The sequence below is a fragment of the Rhodococcus sp. P4_E4 genome, assembly GCF_056401575.1.
Genome location: NZ_JBFUJB010000004.1, coordinates 231264 through 252003 on the forward strand (window position 1 = coordinate 231264; position 20740 = coordinate 252003).

The following is a 20740-nucleotide window of genomic DNA, read 5'->3' on the forward strand; positions in this document are numbered from 1 at the left end:
AAAACCGACCACTCTGCACACATTGCGACCGGTCAGTCTGGTAGAAGTATCGAATGCTCACCGAGTAATGCGTGAGCAATCCCACGTGAAGGAACGGCCATGACACAACCCCCGCAGGACCCTAACCAGCCATATGGCCAGCAGCCTCAGCAGCCGTACGGGCAGCAACCGCAGCAGTCCTACGGACAGCAACCGCCGGATCAGCAACCTTATGGACAGCCTCATCCAGATCAGTCTGGCGCGCCGTTCCCGGGCCAGTACGCTCAGCCGGCCGGTGGATTCCAGCAACCGCCGCCCGCACCGGTGAAAAAGAAGAAGTGGCCATGGGTCGTCGGAGGCATCGTGGCATTCTTCGTGGTGGTCGCAATTGCGACCAGCGGCGGTGACAAAGACAAGGACGAATCCGCCGCTGCCCCCACAACCGCGCAAGCCGCAGCAGGCGATGCCTCGGTGGCCGCAGTTGCTCCGGCCGAAGCTCCCAAGGAAACGAAGTCTTCGAATCCCGGAATCGGCGAGGAAGTGCGGGACGGAAAGTTCGGTTTCGTCGTGACGGGTATCGAGACCGGCCTCACGACGATCGGCGACAATCCCTACTTGCAAGAGCAAGCTGAGGGACAGTTCGTACTCGTCCACGTCGAGATCACGAACACTTCCGACAAGCCCCAGGCTTACTTCGGATCCAATCAGACCTTGATCGACACCGAAGGTCGCGAGTTCACCAACAACACGATGGCAGCGATCAATATCGACGCCGAAACCGCGATCGGCGGCGACATAAACCCCGGCATCACGCGGAAGACCACCATTGTCTTCGACATCCCGACCAGTGCCACCCCCAAGGAGATCGAGGTCCACGACTCGATGTTCTCCGGTGGCGCCACAATTTCGCTTCAGTAAGACCTGGAACAGTAGGAACGACGGTCTCCACCAGTTGCCGATCAACTGGCGGGGACCGTTCTTCTGCGAAAGGCCAATGGGCTGAAGTCAGTACAGGTACTTGCGGTACGCCTCCTGCCGAGCCGGCTCCAGATCCTCGACAAGCAGGCTGTGCTGCTCGGCCATCATGTCGCGCAGACTCGGTACGTCATCGGATGCGGGCCACGTCGACGGATCCCACAGCTTCGCCCGCAGAATCGCTCTCGCGCAATGCAGATACGCCTCGTCGATCTTCACGATCACAGCAAGCTGTGCCGGCTTGCCGTTCATCGCCATCGAGTCCAACAGATCAGGATCGGTGGACAGAGTCGCCGTGCCGTTGACGCGCACGATCTCGTCGTGCCCGGGCGCGAGAAAGAGGATCCCCACGTGAGGATTTTCGATCATGTTCCGGTAGGAGTCAGCGCGCCGGTTGCCCGGACGATCCGGGAGCACGAGCGTCTTCTCGTCGGGAAACAGAACCTGACTGACCAAGTCTCCGCGCGGCGAGCAATCGCAATTTCCGGCCGCATCGGATGTCGCGAGCACAAAAAACCGTGCCTGCTCGATGAATTCACGGATCAACGGAGTCGTGTAGGCGGTCTGCTTCTCCATGATCGTCGGATGGGGCTGTCCGAGAATCGCATTGAGTTGTTCCACGGATTCGATCCGCCCGCCCGTGGCGTTCGACGCCGTCACGTCAACACGTCGTCGAGAACGTGGTGGCGCCCGAGCGGCAACACCAACGGCTTACCCGAGATGGGGTCGGGGATGATTCGGCTCTCGAGACCGAAAACGGTGCGGACGTTGTCGCTCGTGAGCACCTCGGCAGGATCACCCGCCGCGTAGACCCGACGATCGGCCATGGCGACGAGGAAGTCGGCGTAGCGGGCGGCGAGATTGAGATCGTGCAGAACCATGACAATCGTTGTACCCCGAGTCCGGTTCAGGTCGGTGAGCAGGTCCAAGACCTCAACCTGGTGGCTCACGTCCAAGAAGGTAGTCGGCTCGTCGAGAAGAAGCAGATCGGTTTGTTGGGCGAGCGCCATCGCAATCCACACACGTTGGCGCTGACCACCGGAAAGTTCGTCCACCGATCGTTCGGCCAATTCGGTTGTGTCCGTTGCCGCAAGCGCCTCGGCGACGGCTGCGTCATCCTCTCGACTCCACCTCGACAGCACCCGCTGATGTGGATGTCGGCCTCGGCCGACGAGATCGGCGACAACTATCCCTTCCGGTGCGATCGGTGACTGCGGCAGCAGACCGAGCGTGCGAGCGAGCTTCTTCGCGGGTAGGCGATGAACATCCTTGCCGTCCAACAGAACATGACCGCTTCGGGGACTGAGTAGCCGCGACATCGACCGCAGCAGCGTCGATTTGCCGCACGCGTTGGCGCCCACGATGGTCGTGATCTTTCCCGGCGGCACCGCGAGGTCGAGCGATTCGACGACGGTCCGTCCTCCGTAACCGAGTTCGAGGTTTTCGACAGTCAGAGTATGGGATTCGGTCACAGCGAACCTCCCGTTCGGTTGGAGCGAATGATGAGGTAGACGAGATACGGCGCTCCCAGCGCGCCGGTCACCACGCCAACGGGGTAGCGGGTGCCGAAGGCGTACTGTCCGCAGAAATCGGCAACTAGCACCAGCAGCGCTCCGACCAGCGCCGACGGAATCAAAAGTGATGTTCCCGGACCGACGATGCGGGCGGCGATGGGCCCTGACAGAAATGCGACGAAGGCGATGGGCCCCGCAGCGGCAGTGGCAAAGGCGATGAGTCCGACGGCCGCAATGATCGTCAGAATGCGCGTTCGTTCCACTCTGACGCCGAGCGCTTGTGCTGCGTCGTCACCGAGCTGGATGGTCGAAAGGTTGCGCGATTGGCTCAGCAGCACAGGTCCGAGGACAACCAGCGCCAGGAGTACGGGAACCGTCGAACCCCAGTTGGCACCGTTGAGGCTGCCGGTGAGCCAACGCATCGTCTCCTGCAGATCCCACGCGGCGGCGGTACTGAGCAGGTAGGCGGTGACGCTGTCGAGCATCGCGGCGATGCCGATACCGATCAGGATCAGCCGAGTGCCTGCTACACCGTCTCGGAAGGACAGAACGTAGATCAAGACTGCGACGCCCAGACCGACAGCGATGGCGAAGATCGAGACCTGCGAGCCGCCGAGCGAAAGCGAGATGATCGCGAAAGCCGCTGCAGCGCTTGCGCCGGAGCTGATCCCGATGATGTCGGGGCTCGCGAGCGGGTTGCGCAGCATCGTCTGGAACGTGATGCCACCCAAGCCGAAACAGATTCCGGCGACCACAGCTAGGACAGCGCGAGGCAGCCGGAGGCGGCCGACGGTGAACGAGGCACCAGGCACGTTCTCCCCCAGCACGACGCGAAGCACATCTGACGGCGGGTAGAAGGTTTTTCCCACCATCAGAGTGACCGCGAAGGAGGCGACGACGAGGACCGTCAGCACGGCAATCACGATGCGGCGGCGTCTACCTCGTCGGATACGGCTTGCTCCGACTGCGTCGACCTCGACTTCGGGAGTAACGAATGTAGTGGTCACAGCTCACGTATTTTCTGACGGCGGACGATGTAAATGAAGAAGGGCGCTCCGACGAGCGCGGTGATGATGCCGACGTCGATTTCGCTCGGCCGGGCGACAATTCGTCCGAGAATGTCGGCGGCGACGAGAAGGCCGGCACCTGTCAGCGCAGAAAACGGTAGTAGCCAACGGTTGTCGATACCGATCAGCAACCGGCACAGATGCGGGACAACCAAACCGACGAAGCCGATCGGTCCGGCAATGGCAGTGGCTGCACCGCAGAGCAACACTGCACCGAGCGCTGCCACTGCACGAACCACCGCGACGCGTTCGCCGAGACCTGACGCAACCTCGTCGCCGAGCGCAAGAGAGTTGAGACTGCGCGCTGACAGCAGACAGATCACGAAGCCGACAATGAGGAAAGGCAGACCCTGCCGGATCACCTCGAAACTCGCGCCACCGACGCCGCCGATCTGCCACGAACGAATGTTGCCCGCAATATCGTTTCGCGGCAGCATGATCGCAGTGATGAACGAAGCAAACGCAGCCGATGTTGCGGCCCCGGCAAGAGCCAACTTGAGTGGCGTGGCTCCACCTCGCCCGAGTGACCCGACTACGTAGACGAACAATGCCGCCCCGGCTGCACCGAGTACGGCCACCCAGATCATGCTGGTCTGGGTCCACAATCCGAACCACGCCATTCCGATCACCACGGCGAGCGAAGCGCCCATGTTGACGCCCAGGATTCCGGGATCCGCCAAAGGGTTTCGGGTAATCCCCTGCATCACCGCGCCGGCAAGACCGAGCGCAGCACCCACGACGATCGCGAGCACCGTCCGCGGAATGCGCTTGGCAATCGCACCCTGACCGATATTGTCGGTGGAACCGCCAAGTGCGGCAACGATGTCGGACCAATCGACCTCACGAGAGCCGATGACGATCGAGGCGCACATGAGCACCGCGAGGATCACGAGAAGGGCGATCAGCCACAGCGAATTGCCGAACGTCGGGCGCCGCGTATCGCTGGCGCCCCCCACGAAATGGCGAGCGGAGTCGGGTTGGCCGCCGTTCCCATCGGGCCGGTTCCGTTGAGGAACACGATCGAATTGTTGGCGACGGCAGGCATCTGCGAGAGCAGCGGGTCAGCCTTGAGTGCGTCGACAAGTGCCTGGTCACCGTACGTGACGATCAGTTCGACGTCGTCGAAGACGTCCACACGCTCGGCACTGACCTTCTTCGAGAACTCACCACCCGTCGAGGCGTCGGCAACGCTCTTCGGCGTCGAAAGTCCGAGGTCCTCGAAGAACGCGGCACGTGTGTCGTTCGCAGTGTAGAAGCTGACCTGACTCAGGTCGGCAGTGTCGACGTGCGTCAGGAACATTGTTGCTTTGCCGGCAAGCTGCGGATGTGAGGCAACCTCGTCGGCGATCTCCTTCTCGATGGTGGAGATCAGTTCCTGCCCTTCGGATTCCATGCCGAGGCCCATGCTGTTGAACTTGATGACGTCACGCCACGACGTCGCCCACGGCCCCTCGGGATACGCCACAACCGGAGCGATCTCACTGAGAGTGTCGTAGTCCTCCTGCGTCAATCCGGAGTACGCGGCAAGAATGACGTCAGGGTTCGTATCGGAGACGGCTTCGAAGTCGATGCCGTCGGTCTCGTCGAAGAGCACCGGCGGCTTCGCGCCGAGGTCGTCGAGCTTTTCCTCGACCCACGGCAGCATTCCGTTGCCGTTGTCGTCGCCGAACGTCGCCGCTGCCATTCCGACGGGAACCACGCCGAGAGCAAGGGGCACTTCGTGATTGGCCCAGGCAACGGTGGCAACTCGCTCCGGCTTGGCGTCGATCGTCGTAGTTCCGAAAGCGTGCTCGATCGTGACAGGGAAGGAGCTGGATCCGCTTCCGGCGCTGCCGCCGTCGGCGGTCTCCGAGGAGCCGGAACTGCAAGCTGTCATGCCGAGGGCGACTGCGACCGCTGCTGCGGCCACCGCCAAGAAGCGTTTTGAACGCATGAAAACAGAACTCTCTCGAGAAGGGGTACGGCCCTCAACCCGGCTCAATCAGGCACTTAGGTGAGGTTTGCCTAAACCGTATACGGGAGGGCAATGTGGCGCAATCGCGTGTTTGGGACACCCGGTGTAGCGATCGAGACAAGGTGTGATGGCCGATCAGCTAGCCCGGAACATCCCTGGTGTAGCGCCGGTAGTGCGCCGAAATGCCGCACCGAACGCACTGGTCGAGTGGTAGCCCACGCGCTCGGCAACCTCTTGCAGATCCAAGCCGTGTGCAAGAAGAGTCACCGCTCGTTGGGCGCGCACCGCTGACACCCACTGCCCGAAACTCATCCCGGTCTCCGACCGAAATGCCCGGGTGATGGTTCGCGGGCTGACGCCGAGGAGCCTTGCCCAGTCGGACAGCGTTCGCATGTCACTCGGATCGTCACCGATCGCGTCGACGATGGGTTGCAGAAGCGCCGAGTCCGGCACCAGAACCAGCAACTCGTTGGGTGACGGCGCCAGTACGTCGATCACCATCTGCTCTGTGAGCGAGCGCGAAGAGGTTCCGAGTGAATCGTCTGCCAGTCGCTCGAGGAGGTTCCGCAGCAGCGGAGTCACCTCGATCGCCACCGGCACGTCGGACAGAGACGGAACCGATGCGATGTCGAGCTGAGCGGCCCGATACCAGGTTCCGGCGGGCGCGATCGCCGAGTGCAGGACGCCGGCGGGCATCCACAGACCGACGGTCGGGGTGATCGTCCACGTGCGCGATCCCACCGTGGCGCTCGACGCTCCTCGCTCGTTCCACAACAATTCGTGGGTCGGGTGCGAGTGCGCCTCCCACCGGGTCTCGCGGGAGACAAGCTCGTCCATGCCCGCGATGACAAAGGGCACCTCGACCGCCCCGGCCGAGTAGACCGGGAGCGTCCGACTGTCGACGGTCTCCAACGGGTTCTCCTCGGTTCGCGCGACTGCTCCGGAGAAAGCATAGGTCGCGGGGATCGGTTGTTGGTTCATACGATCGCGAGGGTCACCGACCGAAATTCGCCGAGGTGACGTCACACACATTCAAAAATTGCGAATGCACCACAACAAAAAGAAGGTCACAGACCGGAGTCTGTGACCTTCTTTCTTGTGCGCCCGAAGGGATTCGAACCCCTAACCTCTTGATCCGTAGTCAAGTGCTCTATCCGTTGAGCTACGGGCGCATGTTCTGTTGTCTTGCTGATCTTGCGTGTCTTGCCGTCGTACTTTCTATCATTTCTAACCCGCCGGTCAAAATCACCGGCTTGGCGGAGGCGAGAGGATTTGAACCTCCGGTCCCTCGTAAAAGGGACAACTCATTAGCAGTGAGTCCCATTCGGCCGCTCTGGCACGCCTCCCTGGGGGTTCCGATCCTTTCGGACCGCCGGATCGAAAGATTACACACCCTTCGCCACCAAAGGCAAAACGCGTGGTCAGCGCCCTGATTTGTCGGCTTACCGCAGGTGGCTGTCGAACCAGTCGAAGATCCGGGTCTGAGCTTCGACGATCGAGGCCGAGCCAGGGTCGTCGAGGTCGGCGTCCTCGGACAGCTGTGGCGGCTCGTCCGCCCGGTGGGCCAGTCCGGCGTAGCTGACCACCAGTGTCGCGACGTCGGCCTTGGCGGTCGCTTCCCGGAGCAGGGTCACGTGCTCACGCGGCGTGCTGGGATCGTCCTCGCCGTACAGCGCCAGCCACGGCGCCTGCAGGGAAGTGGCCGCATCGACGAGCGCCTGAGCATCCACCGACAAGGCTTCGACGATTCCCCGGGCGGCGACGCTCACCGCGGCACCGACGGGACGGCTGGTGGCCACGAGCATCGCGGCGGTCCCGGCGTCGTCGAATCCGAGCACCCCGACGGTGTCCGCGAGAACTTCGCGTCCGACGAGCCAATCGAGGGTCGCGTCGAAGTCGGCGAAGAGGTTGTCACCGAACACCTCGCCCTGCATGTGTTCGGGTTCGCGGTGGAACAGGTGCGGTGCGACGCTCACCCACCCTTCGCCGGCGAGTGCGCACATCAGATTCAGCAGAGCCGGGCTGAACTGGCGGGCTTCATGCAGGACGACGATCCCGCCCCGCGTCGGGCCGTCCGGCTCCACCACCGTCAGCGGAACAGCCGTGGCGACCTCCCCTTCGGCTGCGCGCAGATACGCGGTGGCCCGGAAGATTTCCGACATCTTCTAACTCTGACACGCAGACGGCCGCTACGCACCAAATCGGTGCGCGCATAATCGACTCGTGACCGCACACATTCGCCCTGACCTCGCCTCCATCCCCGCCTACGTTCCCGGACGCAATTTTCCGGGTGCGATCAAGCTGGCGAGCAACGAAACGACCGTAGGGCCGTTGCCCGGTGTGCGTGACGCCGTCGCCGACGCGGTCGCCAATGCCAACCGCTACCCGGACAATGCCGCGGTCGCACTCATCGAGGCGCTGGCCAGCTTCCTGAAAGTCGAACCGGCCAACGTCGCCGCTGGTTGTGGCTCCGTGACGCTGTGCCAGGAACTCGTGCAGATCACCTGCGATCAGGGTGACGAGGTCATCTACGCGTGGCGTTCGTTCGAGGCGTACCCCGTGGTCACCCAGGTCGGCCATGCCGTCTCGGTCAAGGTTCCGCTGACCGAGGACTTCGGCCACGACCTCGACGCGATGCTGGCCGCGATCACGGATCGCACGCGGTTGATCTTCGTGTGCAACCCCAACAACCCGACCGGCAACGCGCTGTCGAAGGCAGAGCTCGAGAGCTTCCTCGACGCGGTCCCGACGCACGTCGTCGTCGCACTCGACGAGGCGTACTTCGAATACTCACGCTCGGACGCCGACGGCATCGAACTGTTCCGCAGCCGCCCCAACGTGGTTGTTCTGCGCACCTTCTCGAAGGCGTACGGCCTCGCGGGAATCCGCGTGGGTTACGCAGTCGCGGATCCGGAGATCATCGTGGCCCTCGGCAAGGTGCACACCCCGTTCACCGTGAGCGCTGTCGCGCAGGCCGCCGCAATCGCTTCCCTGGCTGCAGCAGACGAACTGCTTGCCCGCACCGAAGGCGTCATCGCCGAGCGGACGCGAGTGCGCAGTGCACTGATCGAAGCCGGGTACACCGTCCCCGAGTCGTCGGCGAACTTCGTCTATCTCCCCCTCGGAGAGCTCTCCCCCGGTTTCGCCGAGGCGAGTACCGAGGCGGGCATTCTGATCCGTCAGTACGGCGTCGAGGGCGTCCGGATGACCATCGGCGATCCACACGAGAACGACGCGTTCCTCGCTTTCGCGAACACCGACGTCGCGAAGCAGGCTGCGGGCATCGGCGTCACCGCGTGACACTCGATACATAACTGTTACGCCGAGGACTGGAATTCGTTTCGGCGGACGGGCACACTCAGGGAGGTTCGAGGCCGGTCCGAGTGAGGGAGCACGACGCATGACGCGACGCATGACACGAACGTGTGCCGTGCTCGCAACGACCCTTCTCGCCACCTCCGCGACCTCCCTGAGTGCCGTCGCCACCGCCGAGTCCCAGGACACGGTGTCGGTACGTCTGTTGGCCTTCAACGATCTGCACGGCAGCCTCCGCCCGCCGGAAGGTGTTCGCAGCGAGATCAGGCAGGCCGACGGCTCGCTCACCCCCGCAGGTGGCGCGGCGTATCTCGCGGCATACGTGACGCAACTTCGCAGCCAAGCCACCAACTCGCTGCTGTATTCGGTCGGTGACAACTGGGGATCGTCGGCATTGGAATCGGCGATGTTCAACGACGAACCGACGGTCGAACTGCTGAATCGGATGAAGATCGACGCTTCCGCGATCGGCAACCACGAACTGGACAAGGGGCTCGCCGAGTTCCGTCGTATGCGGTCCGGCGGTTGCTCCGCCGTCGACGCGTGCACGTTCAGTCCGTCCTTCGGCGGCGCCAACTTCCCTCTGATGGCCGCAAACATGACGTACACCAACGGCACTCCGGCCACGCTGCCCTTCACCGTGAACATGGTCGACGGCATTCCGCTCGGAGTCATCGCGATTTCCCCCGCCAACACGTCGCAGATCGTCACACCGGGCGGGATCGCCGATCTGCAGTTCGGCGACGAGGTCGAAGCGATCAACCGCACCGCCGATGTCCTCGACTTCTTCGGCGTCAAAGCCATCACCGTTCTCCTGCACCGTGGGGACGAACCGGCCGTCGAAGGTGGGCCCAACGACTGCAACGTCGAGTCCGGCCCGGCCCGCGACATCGCTCTTCGTGCCTCACCGAAGGTGGACGTCATCTTCACCGCCGACAGCCACCAGCAGTACAACTGCGAATTCCCTGATCCCGCAGGCAATCCCAGAGTCGTCATGCAGGGCGCTTCGCACGGCCGGATCGTGTCCGTCGCCGACGTCACCATCGACCGCAACACCCGCGAGGTCGTTCGCGATCAGACATCCGCTTTCAATCAGATAGTGACGCACGATATTTCGCCGGATCCCGATATTCAGGCTCTCGCCGACCGGGCCTGGTCGGAGGCGTCGGAAAGCGCTCAGCGACCGGTGGGGACCATCACCGCCGATCTGACACGGGACCGCGTACCCAGCGGTGAATCGCCACTCGGCAACCTGGTCGCCGACGCTCAACTCGCGGCCGGATCGACACGAGGGGCTCAACTCGCGTTGACGAACCCGGGCGGCATGCGCGAGGACTTGGACTTCGGCACTTCCGGCCAGGTCACCTACCGCCAGGCCTACGGTGTTCAACCCTTCGGTAACAGCCTCGAGGTGCTCTCCGTCACAGGAGCGGTGTTGAAGGACGCTCTCGAACAGCAATTCCAGATCGACCTCGACGGCACCGCTACCGAGCGCATCCTCTCCCCGTCCGCGGGCTTCACCTACGCCATGGACCGGCGAGCAGCGCCGGGCTCGCGAATCTCGGAAATGCGCTTGAACGGGCAGGACATCGCCCCCGACGGCGTCTACAGCGTCGTGGTGAACAAGTTCCTCGCCGAGGGCGGGGACGGTTTCACCGCACTGAAGAACTCCACCCAGATGACCGGCGCGGGCAACGACCTCGACGCCTTGACGGCCCTGTTCGCAGCCGGGTCCCCGGTCTCGCCGCCTGCCACCGATCGCATCCGCACCGTCGGCTGAATAGGCATCCCCCCGCTCGATTGCCTAGTCTCGACGGGTGATCATCGCGACCCATAACGGCAAGTTCCATGCAGACGACGTCTTCGGCGTATCGCTGCTCAAGCAGCTGTACCCCGACGCCACCGTCGTTCGCAGCCGTGACGAGTCCGTCCTCGACAGTGCGGACATCGTGCTCGACGTCGGCGGTCGCTACAACCCGGCCGAGGGTCGCTTCGACCATCACCAGCGCGATGCCGGCGAGCGCAGCAACGGCATCCTGTACTCCGCTTTCGGTCTGCTCTGGCAGGAATACGGCCTGCAGTTCTGCGAAGGCGACGCCTCCGTTTTCCGCCGAATCGACAGTCGTCTGGTCGAGGGCATCGACGCCGTCGACAACGGCCAGGAGATCTACACCCTCAACGACTACGGCACCAAGCCTTTTGATCTGTCGTCGGTGCTGGACCTGTTCAATCCGATCTCGTCCACCGACGAAGAGTTCGACACCCAGTTCGAGCTGGCCGTGGTTCTCGCAACTCAGGTCTTGATTCGCCTGCGCGCCAAGTACGCCGGCGACGCTGCGGCCGAGCGCGAGTTCACCGAGACCTACGAGAAAGCAACGGACCCGCGCTTCGTCGTGCTGGAACGCTTCGTTCCCCACGGCCGCGCCGCGTCGGCCCAGCCGGAGCTCCTGTTCACGATCTTCCCGAACACCAACGGCGGCTGGTCGATTCAGACGGTCAAGCCTGCTGACTCCAAGTTCGGTTCACGAAAGCTGTTGCCGGAGCCGTGGCGCGGCCTGAACGGCTCGGACCTTGCCGCCGAGACGGGCGTCGACAGTTCGGTCTTCTGCCACAAGGCGGGGTTCATCGCGGCTGCGCAGACCCGTGACGGCGCCCTCCAGTTGCTCGAACTGGCACTGGCCGAGTAGTTCTCAGCTCACAGTCCAGTTCACATTCCCAGGGCGGTCTTCACTGTCGGCCAGGAATCGTGAAGCGCGTCTTGCCAGTACGGCCATGAATGGGTGCCGTCGTTTCGATACGCGAACACTGCGGGAATCGACAACTCCCCCAACCTCGCCTCGAACAGTTGTGTACACGTGTTGGCAAGCGCCTCGAGCGGTCCGCCTTCGATGGCAGTCTGCAGTCCACTCGGCGTGAAGACGTTGTCGTACTCTCCGGGCGCGCCCGTGCCGGAAGAAACGTAGATCGTCTTCCCACGCAGCGTTTCCGCGTTGGTGGACGGGTCGTGCTTTTGCCAGTCGGGGTCCGATGCCGGGCCCCACATGTTGGTGGCGTCGCCTGCCTTACTGGCCACGGTCAGCCGCACGGAATCCTGCGAAGACGACTCGGAGTTGTCGAGACAGCCGCTGTACGAGGCTAATCCGGTGTAGAGCTTCGGGTGATGCGTGATGAGGTTGGCCGCGCCGAGCGCACCCATGGACACCCCACCGACCACATTCGTCCCGTTTCCGGAGAACGCAGAATCGATCAACGCCGGAAGCTCTTCAGCGAGAAACGATTCCCACTTGTTCACACCGAGGTTCGGATCGTCGTTCTTCCAGTTGGTGTAGAAACTGCCGGTACCGCCAACGGGGAGAACGACGTTGACGTTCTTGTCGGCGAAAAACGTTTCGATGTCGGTCTTCTGGGTCCAGGTGCTCTCGGAGTACCCGGATTCCGAACCGGCACTTACTCCGTCGAGCAGGTAGAAGGACGGACGCGAACCTGCACTGGTCGCTGGATGCAGAACTTGCACTTGCACCTCGCGTCGCATGGCCGGCGACTCGACGAACACGGCACTGCGAGTGGGCGACAATTGCTCGATGCGATTGATGTGAGCACCGGTCTGACCGGCCAAATCTCCGGGTGGGTTTTCAGGCGCCGGATCGGCATACGCAACTGCGCCCACGACAAGCGCGAGCACGACCAACACAATCCCGACAAACCCAAATCTCCGCATCCGTCAAGCGCCCCCTGAGCATCGCACGACTACCGCTAACCCTCGATTGGACAGGACGAACGTCCCGGGGTCAACCCACTGGTTGGGATTTATTACTCGCGGGTATCCAATGGAGTTGGACAGTTCTCCACCGATGCACACACAGGTGTGGATAACTTCATTCACATCCACTTCCCAGTTGTGCATAACCTGTGGACAAAAGGATGAATTACAACAGAGGTATTCCTTCTACCTGCATCGTTCCGTTTCCCCACAGTGTGCATAACTTTGTCGAACTGTGCTCACGAGACGCCGGTTTCCGGGCGTGTCCATGCAGTTCACACCGCGGCGCCACTCTTTGTTCACAGGCACGACACCACCGCCCGACTTCGCTCCCCACCCCGACTTCATACTTGTTGCATGCTGACCGCTCTGCTCGCCGCCACAGCCGTGCTCGCCCTACTGACTCTGGTCCCGGGGCCGGACATGGCCGTCGTGACGCAGGCAGCTCTCGGCGCGGGCAGATCCGCCGGTTTCCGGGTAGCGGCCGGCATCGTCTCGGGCCTTCTGGTGTGGGGTCTGCTGACTGTCCTCGGGCTTTCGGCGATCCTGGCCGCGTCGGCCGAGGCGTACACCGTGGTCAAGCTCGCCGGTGCTGCCTACTTGATCTATCTCGGTGTGCGAGCACTGTGGGAGAGCCGGACCTCACGGATGCAACACAATGCCGACGCCCCGCGCGCGCCGAAGGCCGGGACATGGAAGACGGGCTTTACCACCAACCTGCTCAACCCCAAGATCGCCGTCTTCTACACCGGACTGCTGCCTCAGTTGGTTCCGGCCGGATGGCCGACGGGACCATCGCTTGCGCTGCTGGTGCTCATCCATGCAGCCATCACCATCGTGTGGCTCAGTGGCTACGTGGTCCTTCTCTCGCGGGCGCGTAGCACCTTCGAGAAGCCCCGAGTGCGACAGGCACTCGAGCGCATAACCGGAACAGTTCTTCTAGGATTCGGAGCGAAGATCGCGCTCGAAGCGCGCTGACACGGCAATCGGAAAAGAGTAGACAGTGGGCGCGTGGGGATCGGGACCGTTCGAGAACGACGGTGCAGGGGATTTGATCGCGTCCATCGGACACGGTGACTTCACCTTCGAATCGGTGGAGTGGGCATTCGAGGACGACTACCTCGAGGTGGACGGCGGCCAAATCGCCGTCGCCTTGCTCGAATTGGTGTTGATCGTGCGCGCCGATCGCAAACGCGACCCTGCCACCCAAGACCTCGATCTCGATTCCTTCACCTCGACCCTGACCAGCGAGCGGCTCACCTGGCTGATCGAGATGGTCGAGCGCACCATCGCATCGACCGATTCGGAACTGTTCGAACTGTGGGACGAGCAGGGACCGGAAGAGCTTGCGTCGTGGCGAGTTCCCGTCGTGGACGGTCTAGAGGATTTGCGCGTTCTGTCGGTTCAGTAGCCCGCCGACGGATCGATTACCGCAGCGAGGTCCTCACCCGCAGCGAATCGAGCGACGTTGGCGGCCACGTGATCTGCCAGCACACGCGTGAGCGTCGTAGCCGGGTTGGCGACGTGCGGAGTGATGATCGCGTTGGGGAGCTTCCACAACCGGTGCCCGTCCGGGAGCGGCTCGGGGTCGGTGACGTCCAGTGCTGCACCCCCGATCGAACCAGCTTCGAGAGCATCGACCAGCGCCTCGGTGTCGACCAGGTTGCCTCGTGCGATGTTCACGATCCAGCTCGACTCCGACATCTGGTCCAGTTCAGCCTTGCCGACCAGATGCCGCGTCGCGGATGTCGACGGCGCCGCGATCACGAAGTGATCAGCCTTGGACCAGATTTCGCCGGTGCGGTCGGCCGAGAGCGTTTCGGAAGCACCATCGACAGGGGTCCCGGAGCGGGTGATCGCGATGACCTTGACCTTGGACGCGGCGAGGTACGGGATCAACGCACGGCCGATGCCGCCGCAACCGATGATCGCCACCGTCGAGCCCTGCAAGGTACCCACCCGCGGGTCGAACTCTTCCTTGCGCCACGACTGCGCCGCCAATTGTTCGGGGAGAGAGCGCACACCGGCGAGGAGAAGCATCATCGTATGTTCGGCGACATTGCCCGCGTACGCCCCGGCAGCAGACGTCCAGACCCGCTTGTCGTCGATCACACCGGCGTCGAACCAGGGCTCGATCCCGGCGAACGGCAACTGCACCCAGCGAACCGAATCGGGTAGCGACGACGGGAACGTCTCCGGCCCCTGTACCCACACGACGCCCTCGGCTTCTGCCAGTGGAACGAGAGCTCCACCGGCTCGGCGTATTCCGTCGGCGACGTGAGGATCCTCGACGGGACCGAGGTGGATGCGAGGGGCGCTGGCGTCTGTCATGTGGGTGCTTTCTGTTCGACGGTGGCGGCAGGGCGAATAGATGTACTCATCGCATGCCCTAGCGTACGGGCGCCTCGCCGATCACCTTTCTATCCGTTGGCCTTCGCGATCGAATCCTTGCCCTCGGCCGCTCCGCCCTCGATGGTGTCGTGCTGGATGGGAACGAATTTCTTCTTCGGCAGCAGGAACAGCCATGTAGCGAAGACGAACGGGCCCGTCCCGGCGGGCAGGCCAATCGGGGCGAAGGCCGATACCAGCGTGCCGTGGATGACAACAGTCACCAGCACGCCGAAGACGGTGTAGACGAACACACGCCACGACGGGTTGTAGAACACCGACCCCAGAGCGATTGCCGTCAGCACCGAACTGAGCCCGTAAAGACCGTTGCCGACGTCTACGGTGTTGGCACCCAGCGCCAGCACCGCACCCATCGCTATCGCGGAACCGATGAGCGCGAACAACGCCGCCCAGCGTGACGCGACCAGCAGCGCGATCACGAAGATGATGCCGGTGACGGTGTTGTTGATCAGAAAGATCTGGGAGACGTTGCGGAACAGCGTGTCCCACAGGAAGCTGAACGTGATGTCGGCATGAACCGACGCGTCCCCGATGTGTTGCGGAAACTGGCCCGCGCTGAGGTCCGACGTTTCGATCCGCAAGAACTGGAATGCCGCGAGGAGAAAGAACCAGTTGACGAGGTTGAACGGAAATGTCAGTGCCGGTACGCCCCACGTCTTGAAGACATTGGCAACCGCCAGGAACGCGATGGTCGACGCAGCAGCTCCCACCACGAGGTAGATCCACAGCATCACGCCACCGGCAAGGAATGTCGGAAAGGCAGCTCCCACAAGAATTCCGTTGTACCCGTACAGGCCGATACGCATCGAATCGTCGTCAGAATGCAGCATCATGCCGGTGACGGTGGATACCACCAGACCCACCACGGCACCGATCGCGACGGTGATCGTGTCCGCGGCTATCGCGCCCCAGAAGATGCCGACCAGAAACAGCAGGCCGGTCAGCGCATTGCCCTGAAACATCACTTGCCCGGAGCCTTTGAGATTCGTGTCGATGAATCTGAGCACGACGTTCTTGTCCGCGACGTCGTCCCACGGCTTGGTGATGGTGGTCATCGCACGTCCCTCGATCCTTCTCCGGCGATCCGCGTCATCCCCAGAGCGGGACGGGCGGAATGGTGGTGTCCAGAACTGCCTTTCGCACCAGAGCCCAGAAATCACGAACCTTTGCCTTGACGGGTTCGCTCTCCGGACCGAGGACTTTGAAGATGAGACCGGCGTCGTTCGGTAGCCGACTCGCTCCGGAAACGACCTTGCCGTCACGGCCCGGAACTACCTCTTCGAGAATCGCGTCGGCATGCTCTTTCGGTGTCAACAAGATGACATTGCCGAACACGTCGTGATCACCCATGATTCCGCCGTATCGCACGGGAAAACGTGCCGGTTCGATCACCAGCTTCTCGGTGAAGAGGTTCTCCCCGTCCGGACGCTCCGCCTTGATCATTGTGGAGTACAGGTCGTAGACGAACATCTCTCCGCCGTCGTGGTACTTACGACCTGGCATGACGATCTCCGAGAACAACAGCGTTGCAGTCGGATCCACCGTGATGTCGGTGCGCGCGTAGTACCTCGCGTTGCGGTGCGGAATCGTCACCCCCGGCATCAGTTCGAGATACGAATTCTCCGCGAGCACCACTTTCTGGAGTTGCGACGCGTGATTGGCATCCATCCGGTGGACCTTCGTGGCCGACTGAGTGGTCACGTGCGCGAGGGAACCCGGCTCCATCTCGATGGTGAGGAACAGTCGATCGCCTTGCAACACACTGCCGGACGTGGAAATCATGTAGACGCACGGCATGGTCGGCAACGCTTCGTCCCAGTACAGCGCCTGCTGAACCAGCAGCGGTGTCTTGCGGTACATGTCCCGCAGAATCGTCTTGTCGCCACGGTCGACAAATCGCATCTCGAGAACGCCGGTCTTCCCGACCTTGCCGGCCGGGGCCTGCTTCGGTTGGTCCTGGTACTGGTCGAGTTCCGGGATGGTCGGGATCGGCCCCGGGAGCGCTCGCGATGCTCCCGGGACGGGCGGTGCGCTCACGGTGCGCTCGCTCCCACTTCCTCTTCGTCGAAGAGGACTCCGTGCACGATGAGGTCCACCACGTCCTTGATGCCTTCCCCTGTCATGCAATTGGTGAAGACGAACGGCTTGTCTCCCCGCATTCCCTTGGAGTCGCGATCCATGACTCCGAGATCTGCGTTGACGTACGGTGCGAGATCGGTCTTGTTGATGACCAGGATGTCGGACTGCGAGATTCCCGGACCGTTCTTGCGCGGAATCTTGTCGCCTGCGGCTACGTCGATGACGTAGATGAAGAAGTCGACCAAAGCAGGGCTGAACGTCAGTGTGAGGTTGTCGCCACCACTTTCGATGAAGACCACGTCGGTGTCCGGGAACGTCTTCTCCATGTCCTCGACGGCCGCGAGATTCATACTCGGGTCTTCGCGAACGGCGGTGTGTGGGCAGGCACCCGTCTCGACGCCGACAATGCGTTCCTCCACGAGAACACCTTTGAGAGCCTTACGCACGTGCTTGGCATCTTCGGTGGTGACCACGTCGTTGGTGATGATCAGAACGCTGGTGCCCCGCTTGATGAACTCCGGCGTGATCGCCTCGATGAGTGCGGTCTTACCCGAACCCACGGGTCCGCCGATTCCGATGCGCGTTGTCTTCTTCATCTTTCTCCTTCTAGTTCATGAACATTCGGACGTGCGCCTTGACGTGAACCGCAGCCAGAATGTCGATCATCGGGGCGAAATTGGACATGTCGTCGAGTCCGTAGTCACGCACTGCCGCGTACTCACGGCCGGCGCTCTGATTGACCTCGAACAGAATCTCCTGTGTCGCAAGGTGATCTACTCGGACGATGCGAAGGGCAGCGCCGAGCAACGTCATCGCGACACCGTACTGATTGACCGTGAAAGCGTCCTCCTCCGGAGAACCCATCTCCGCGAAAGCAATTCCGAGGCCGACGGGGTAGGTACCCGGCGTCTCCCCCGATGCGATCGCGGCCAACCACTTGTTGAACAGGGTCTCACCGGCCAAGCGCCCGCCGAGTTCGGCCAACTTCTTACCCATCCGGGTACTCATCGTGCGTGCTTCTTCGTTGAGCTTGCGTTCGATCACTGCATGATCGGCGGCGAGGATCGCCGAGAAGTCACCGGCTGTCGCGCCCCGGTGCGCTGCGAGTACGGCGATACCGTCGCACGTCGCCCCCTGATGCGCCGCCGAGAGTACGAACTCCCGCAGCGACGGACCGTCGGTGACAATTCCCTGCGCCACGGCCGATTCCAAACCGTTGGAGAACGAGAAGGAACCGACCGGGAACATGGAATCGGAAAACTGCATCATCCGCATCGCGCGGTTGATGCTGAGCCCGGATCCCTCAGACGAGAGGGTCATGGGTATGCCCCTCGCCCTCACGAGCGGCCGCACCGAACAAACGGCGTGCCTCGTGTGGAGCGATGTAGGGAATGACCTCGGCACCCGGGATGAAGGTGTACTCGATGCCCTCGAAAGCATGTGTCCGCATCACCGAGCCCATGACCGCCTTGTCGACCGTCAACGGAACGTAGACCTTCATTCCCTTCACCACGGCAGGCCAGTGCTGGTTGCCCACGGCATGTCCCAACTCCAGGCACGTCTGAATCATCTTCTCGGGCGTGACGTCGACCAGTGCGCTCAGGTCGATCTCCAACACGTCCTTGAGGTTGATCCTGGCCACGACGACGGTGTTCGCCGGCTCGTCCCACAGCAGAATGTCGCCGTCCTGCAACTGAATACCCCGATCGAGCGAGACGGCCAATTCACGGCCACCGATCGTGGTGCGTCGTAGCCGACTCTTCTGCGCTTCCCACTGATCGAGCGACAAGACGTCGACTACCGCATTGTCGAGTCGACCGACCCACTCCTCGTCGGTCTCCTTCCCGAGCAGCGCGTCGATTCGCGTCGGCTTTCCGCTCGGCGCGGTCATCTCGCCGTGCGTGTGTGGCGTCGCATCGGCGCCGTGCGTGTGTGTGATTGTTCCCGACACAGGAGACCCCTAACTGAAGAAGTAAAGTTGGTTCAAGCGAATGGATTCGGCAGGTTCGACGTATGCGTGGACGCCGTCCGCAGTCACCGCGAAGGTCTCCGGGTCCACCTTGATTTCCGGAGTGGCCGAGTTGCGAACCAGATCACGCTTGGTGACTGTTCTGGTTCCCTCGACAGCAACAACCTGACGTTCGAGTCCGAGTCGATCCTTGATGCCGTCGTCGAGCGCCGCTCGCGAGACGAACGAGACCGAACTCTGCGGCAACGCCTTGCCGAATCCACCGAACATCGGCCGGTAGATCACCGGTTGTGGTGTCGGGAGCGACGCATTCGGATCTCCCATGGCGTGCCAGCTGATCAGACCGTTCTTGATGATCGTCTTCGGCTTCGCACCGAAGAATGCGGGCTCCCAGAGAACAAGATCCGCCATCTTCCCGACACCGATCGACCCGACCACATGCGAAAGACCGAACGTCAACGCGGGATTGATCGTGACCTTCGCGACGTAACGCAACACGCGGAAGTTGTCGTGCGTCGGCGAATCCTCGGGCAGCTTCCCGCGGGACCGCTTCATGCAGTCCGCTGTTTGGATCGCGCGTAGCCAGTTTTCTCCGACGCGGCCCATCGCCTGTGAGTCACTCGAGAACATCGAGATGACGCCCATGTCCTGCAGTACGTTCTCGGCACCGATCGTCTCGGCGCGAACGCGGGACTCGGCAAAAGAAACATCCGAGGGCACTTTGGGATTGAGGTTGTGACAGACCATGATCATGTCGAAGAGTTCGGCCTGAGTGTTGATGCCGTACGGCAACGTCGGGTTGGTCGACGCCGGAAGTACGTTGTCCTCTCCCGTCACCCGCAGAATGTCGGGTGCGTGTCCGCCACCCGCGCCCTCGCTGTGATAGGTGTGAATCGTGCGTCCTTCGAAGGCCGCGATGGTGTCCTCGACGTAGCCGGCCTCGTTGAGCGTATCCGTGTGAATGGCGACCTGAACATCCATTTCGTCTGCCACCCGCAGAGACTCACGAATCGTGGCCGGGGTTGCGCCCCAGTCCTCGTGGACCTTCAGACCGGCCGCACCGGCCTTGATCTGTTCGACCAGGGACTGATGCCCGGACGAGTTGCCCTTGCCCAGCATGCAGACGTTGACCGGCAAACCCTCGTTGGCCTTGAGCATCATCTCCATGTTCCAGATGCCGGAAGTGATGGTGGTGCCGTTGGTTCCGTCGGTCGGGCCGATGCCGCCACCGATCAGCGTGGTCACTCCCCCACTGAGCGCGTGATACGCCTGCTGCGGTGACACGAGGTGCACGTGTGGATCGATGCCGGCAGCAGTGAGAATCATCTGCTCACCGGAGATCGCGTCGGTCGCCGGACCGGTCGTCAGCCCCGGAGTGACGCCTTCCATCGTGCTGGAGTTTCCCGCCTTGCCCCAGCCGACGATCTTCCCGTCCTTGATTCCCACGTCTGCCTTGACGACGCCGATGGTTGCATCGACGATGACCACGTTGGTGATCACGAGGTCGAGGGCACCGTCGATGCTGCACGACTCCGGATCCTGGCCCATGCCGTCGCGCAGCGTCTTGCCGCCGCCGTAGATCGACTCGTCTCCGATGGTTCGAAGATCTTCCTCGACCTCGATGTACAGGTCGGTATTGCCCAGTCTGATCTGGTCACCCGTGGTGACCCCGAACAGACCTGAATACTCTTGTCTCGAAATGCTTGTCATGGGTGTTGC

Annotated in this window: 21 protein-coding genes and 2 tRNA genes; 6 read left to right on the forward strand and 17 right to left on the reverse strand. The window is 62.4% G+C overall.

All coding sequences use genetic code 11. The features are described 5' to 3' along the window. Window positions 1–99 precede the first annotated feature (99 nt). Window positions 100–897 carry a DUF4352 domain-containing protein gene (locus AC1DVN_RS07200; RefSeq protein WP_477993648.1) on the forward strand — a complete coding sequence of 266 codons (798 nt, stop codon included), beginning with the start codon at window positions 100–102 and terminating at the stop codon, window positions 895–897. Window positions 898–984: 87 nt separating this feature from the next. Here AC1DVN_RS07200 and AC1DVN_RS07205 read toward each other — a convergent pair whose 3' ends face one another. The 9 genes from AC1DVN_RS07205 to AC1DVN_RS07245 all read right to left on the reverse strand — a co-directional run bounded on the left by AC1DVN_RS07205 (window position 985) and on the right by AC1DVN_RS07245 (window position 7651). Continuing rightward, window positions 985–1614 carry a pyridoxamine 5'-phosphate oxidase family protein gene (locus AC1DVN_RS07205; protein ID WP_047888777.1) on the reverse strand — a complete coding sequence of 210 codons (630 nt, stop codon included), beginning with the start codon at window positions 1612–1614 and terminating at the stop codon, window positions 985–987. Further along, window positions 1611–2426 carry an ABC transporter ATP-binding protein gene (locus tag AC1DVN_RS07210; RefSeq protein WP_092765349.1) on the reverse strand — a complete coding sequence of 272 codons (816 nt, stop codon included), beginning with the start codon at window positions 2424–2426 and terminating at the stop codon, window positions 1611–1613. Before AC1DVN_RS07210 ends, AC1DVN_RS07205 begins: the two co-directional genes overlap by 4 nt. Then, window positions 2423–3475, reverse strand: coding sequence for a FecCD family ABC transporter permease (locus AC1DVN_RS07215; protein ID WP_047888775.1), 1053 nt, complete (start codon window positions 3473–3475; stop codon window positions 2423–2425). Before AC1DVN_RS07215 ends, AC1DVN_RS07210 begins: the two co-directional genes overlap by 4 nt. Next, window positions 3472–4491, reverse strand: coding sequence for a FecCD family ABC transporter permease (locus tag AC1DVN_RS07220; RefSeq protein WP_477993649.1), 1020 nt, complete (start codon window positions 4489–4491; stop codon window positions 3472–3474). The genes AC1DVN_RS07215 and AC1DVN_RS07220 overlap by 4 nt, the downstream gene beginning before the upstream one ends. Further along, a complete protein-coding gene (locus AC1DVN_RS07225; RefSeq protein ID WP_477993650.1) occupies window positions 4437–5468 on the reverse strand; it encodes an iron-siderophore ABC transporter substrate-binding protein in 1032 nt (343 codons plus the stop codon). The genes AC1DVN_RS07220 and AC1DVN_RS07225 overlap by 55 nt, the downstream gene beginning before the upstream one ends. A gap of 156 nt (window positions 5469–5624) precedes the next feature. Further along, the gene (locus tag AC1DVN_RS07230; RefSeq protein ID WP_232816815.1) at window positions 5625–6470 is read right to left on the reverse strand and encodes a helix-turn-helix domain-containing protein; all 846 of its coding nucleotides are present in this window, start codon (window positions 6468–6470) and stop codon (window positions 5625–5627) included. Window positions 6471–6588: 118 nt separating this feature from the next. After that, a tRNA-Arg gene (locus AC1DVN_RS07235) sits at window positions 6589–6661 on the reverse strand. An 82-nt stretch (window positions 6662–6743) separates the two neighbouring features. Then, window positions 6744–6835 (reverse strand) — tRNA-Ser (locus AC1DVN_RS07240). Window positions 6836–6931: 96 nt separating this feature from the next. Beyond that, entirely contained in the window at window positions 6932–7651 is a 720-nt protein-coding gene (locus AC1DVN_RS07245; protein ID WP_029254257.1) for a dienelactone hydrolase family protein, read from the reverse strand. Between the two features lie 61 nt (window positions 7652–7712). Here AC1DVN_RS07245 and hisC point away from each other — a divergent pair, with 61 nt between their 5' ends. The 3 genes from hisC to AC1DVN_RS07260 all read left to right on the forward strand — a co-directional run bounded on the left by hisC (window position 7713) and on the right by AC1DVN_RS07260 (window position 11491). Beyond that, on the forward strand, window positions 7713–8789 hold the full coding sequence (hisC, locus tag AC1DVN_RS07250; RefSeq protein WP_029254256.1) for a histidinol-phosphate transaminase: 1077 nt from the start codon (window positions 7713–7715) through the stop codon (window positions 8787–8789). A gap of 100 nt (window positions 8790–8889) precedes the next feature. Further along, a complete protein-coding gene (locus AC1DVN_RS07255; RefSeq protein WP_477993651.1) occupies window positions 8890–10584 on the forward strand; it encodes a bifunctional metallophosphatase/5'-nucleotidase in 1695 nt (564 codons plus the stop codon). 37 nt (window positions 10585–10621) lie between these two features. Beyond that, on the forward strand, window positions 10622–11491 hold the full coding sequence (locus AC1DVN_RS07260; RefSeq protein WP_019746470.1) for an MYG1 family protein: 870 nt from the start codon (window positions 10622–10624) through the stop codon (window positions 11489–11491). Between the two features lie 20 nt (window positions 11492–11511). On the opposite strand, the gene AC1DVN_RS07265 is transcribed toward AC1DVN_RS07260, so the two are convergent. Further along, complete coding sequence (locus tag AC1DVN_RS07265; protein ID WP_206029860.1) at window positions 11512–12522, reverse strand: alpha/beta hydrolase; 1011 nt, start codon at window positions 12520–12522, stop codon at window positions 11512–11514. A 399-nt stretch (window positions 12523–12921) separates the two neighbouring features. Between AC1DVN_RS07265 and AC1DVN_RS07270 the strand changes: the two genes are divergently transcribed. Together AC1DVN_RS07270 and AC1DVN_RS07275 are read left to right on the forward strand one after the other, a co-directional pair. Next, on the forward strand, window positions 12922–13542 hold the full coding sequence (locus tag AC1DVN_RS07270) for a LysE family translocator (protein WP_095969527.1): 621 nt from the start codon (window positions 12922–12924) through the stop codon (window positions 13540–13542). 25 nt (window positions 13543–13567) lie between these two features. Then, window positions 13568–13975, forward strand: a complete 408-nt coding sequence (locus AC1DVN_RS07275; protein ID WP_095969526.1) for a DUF4259 domain-containing protein — start codon at window positions 13568–13570, stop codon at window positions 13973–13975. Here the strand turns inward: AC1DVN_RS07275 and AC1DVN_RS07280 are convergent. The 7 genes from AC1DVN_RS07280 to AC1DVN_RS07310 all read right to left on the reverse strand — a co-directional run bounded on the left by AC1DVN_RS07280 (window position 13969) and on the right by AC1DVN_RS07310 (window position 20731). Further along, entirely contained in the window at window positions 13969–14895 is a 927-nt protein-coding gene (locus AC1DVN_RS07280) for a D-isomer specific 2-hydroxyacid dehydrogenase family protein (protein WP_095969525.1), read from the reverse strand. The two genes, AC1DVN_RS07275 and AC1DVN_RS07280, sit on opposite strands and share 7 nt — an antisense overlap. An 89-nt stretch (window positions 14896–14984) precedes the next feature. Beyond that, window positions 14985–16028 (reverse strand): urea transporter, encoded by a 1044-nt coding sequence (yut, locus tag AC1DVN_RS07285; protein ID WP_019746465.1) that lies wholly within the window; start codon window positions 16026–16028, stop codon window positions 14985–14987. Between the two features lie 34 nt (window positions 16029–16062). Further along, window positions 16063–17010 (reverse strand): urease accessory protein UreD, encoded by a 948-nt coding sequence (locus tag AC1DVN_RS07290; protein WP_047888769.1) that lies wholly within the window; start codon window positions 17008–17010, stop codon window positions 16063–16065. Further along, complete coding sequence (ureG, locus tag AC1DVN_RS07295; protein WP_019746463.1) at window positions 17007–17648, reverse strand: urease accessory protein UreG; 642 nt, start codon at window positions 17646–17648, stop codon at window positions 17007–17009. The genes AC1DVN_RS07290 and ureG overlap by 4 nt, the downstream gene beginning before the upstream one ends. Before the next feature lie 10 nt (window positions 17649–17658). Further along, window positions 17659–18372 (reverse strand): urease accessory protein UreF, encoded by a 714-nt coding sequence (locus tag AC1DVN_RS07300; RefSeq protein WP_019746462.1) that lies wholly within the window; start codon window positions 18370–18372, stop codon window positions 17659–17661. Continuing rightward, window positions 18356–19003: an urease accessory protein UreE gene (locus tag AC1DVN_RS07305; RefSeq protein WP_019746461.1), complete on the reverse strand. Its 648-nt coding sequence runs from the start codon at window positions 19001–19003 to the stop codon at window positions 18356–18358. The genes AC1DVN_RS07300 and AC1DVN_RS07305 overlap by 17 nt, the downstream gene beginning before the upstream one ends. Before the next feature lie 9 nt (window positions 19004–19012). Then, window positions 19013–20731, reverse strand: coding sequence for an urease subunit alpha (locus AC1DVN_RS07310; RefSeq protein WP_003943847.1), 1719 nt, complete (start codon window positions 20729–20731; stop codon window positions 19013–19015). Window positions 20732–20740 lie beyond the last annotated feature (9 nt).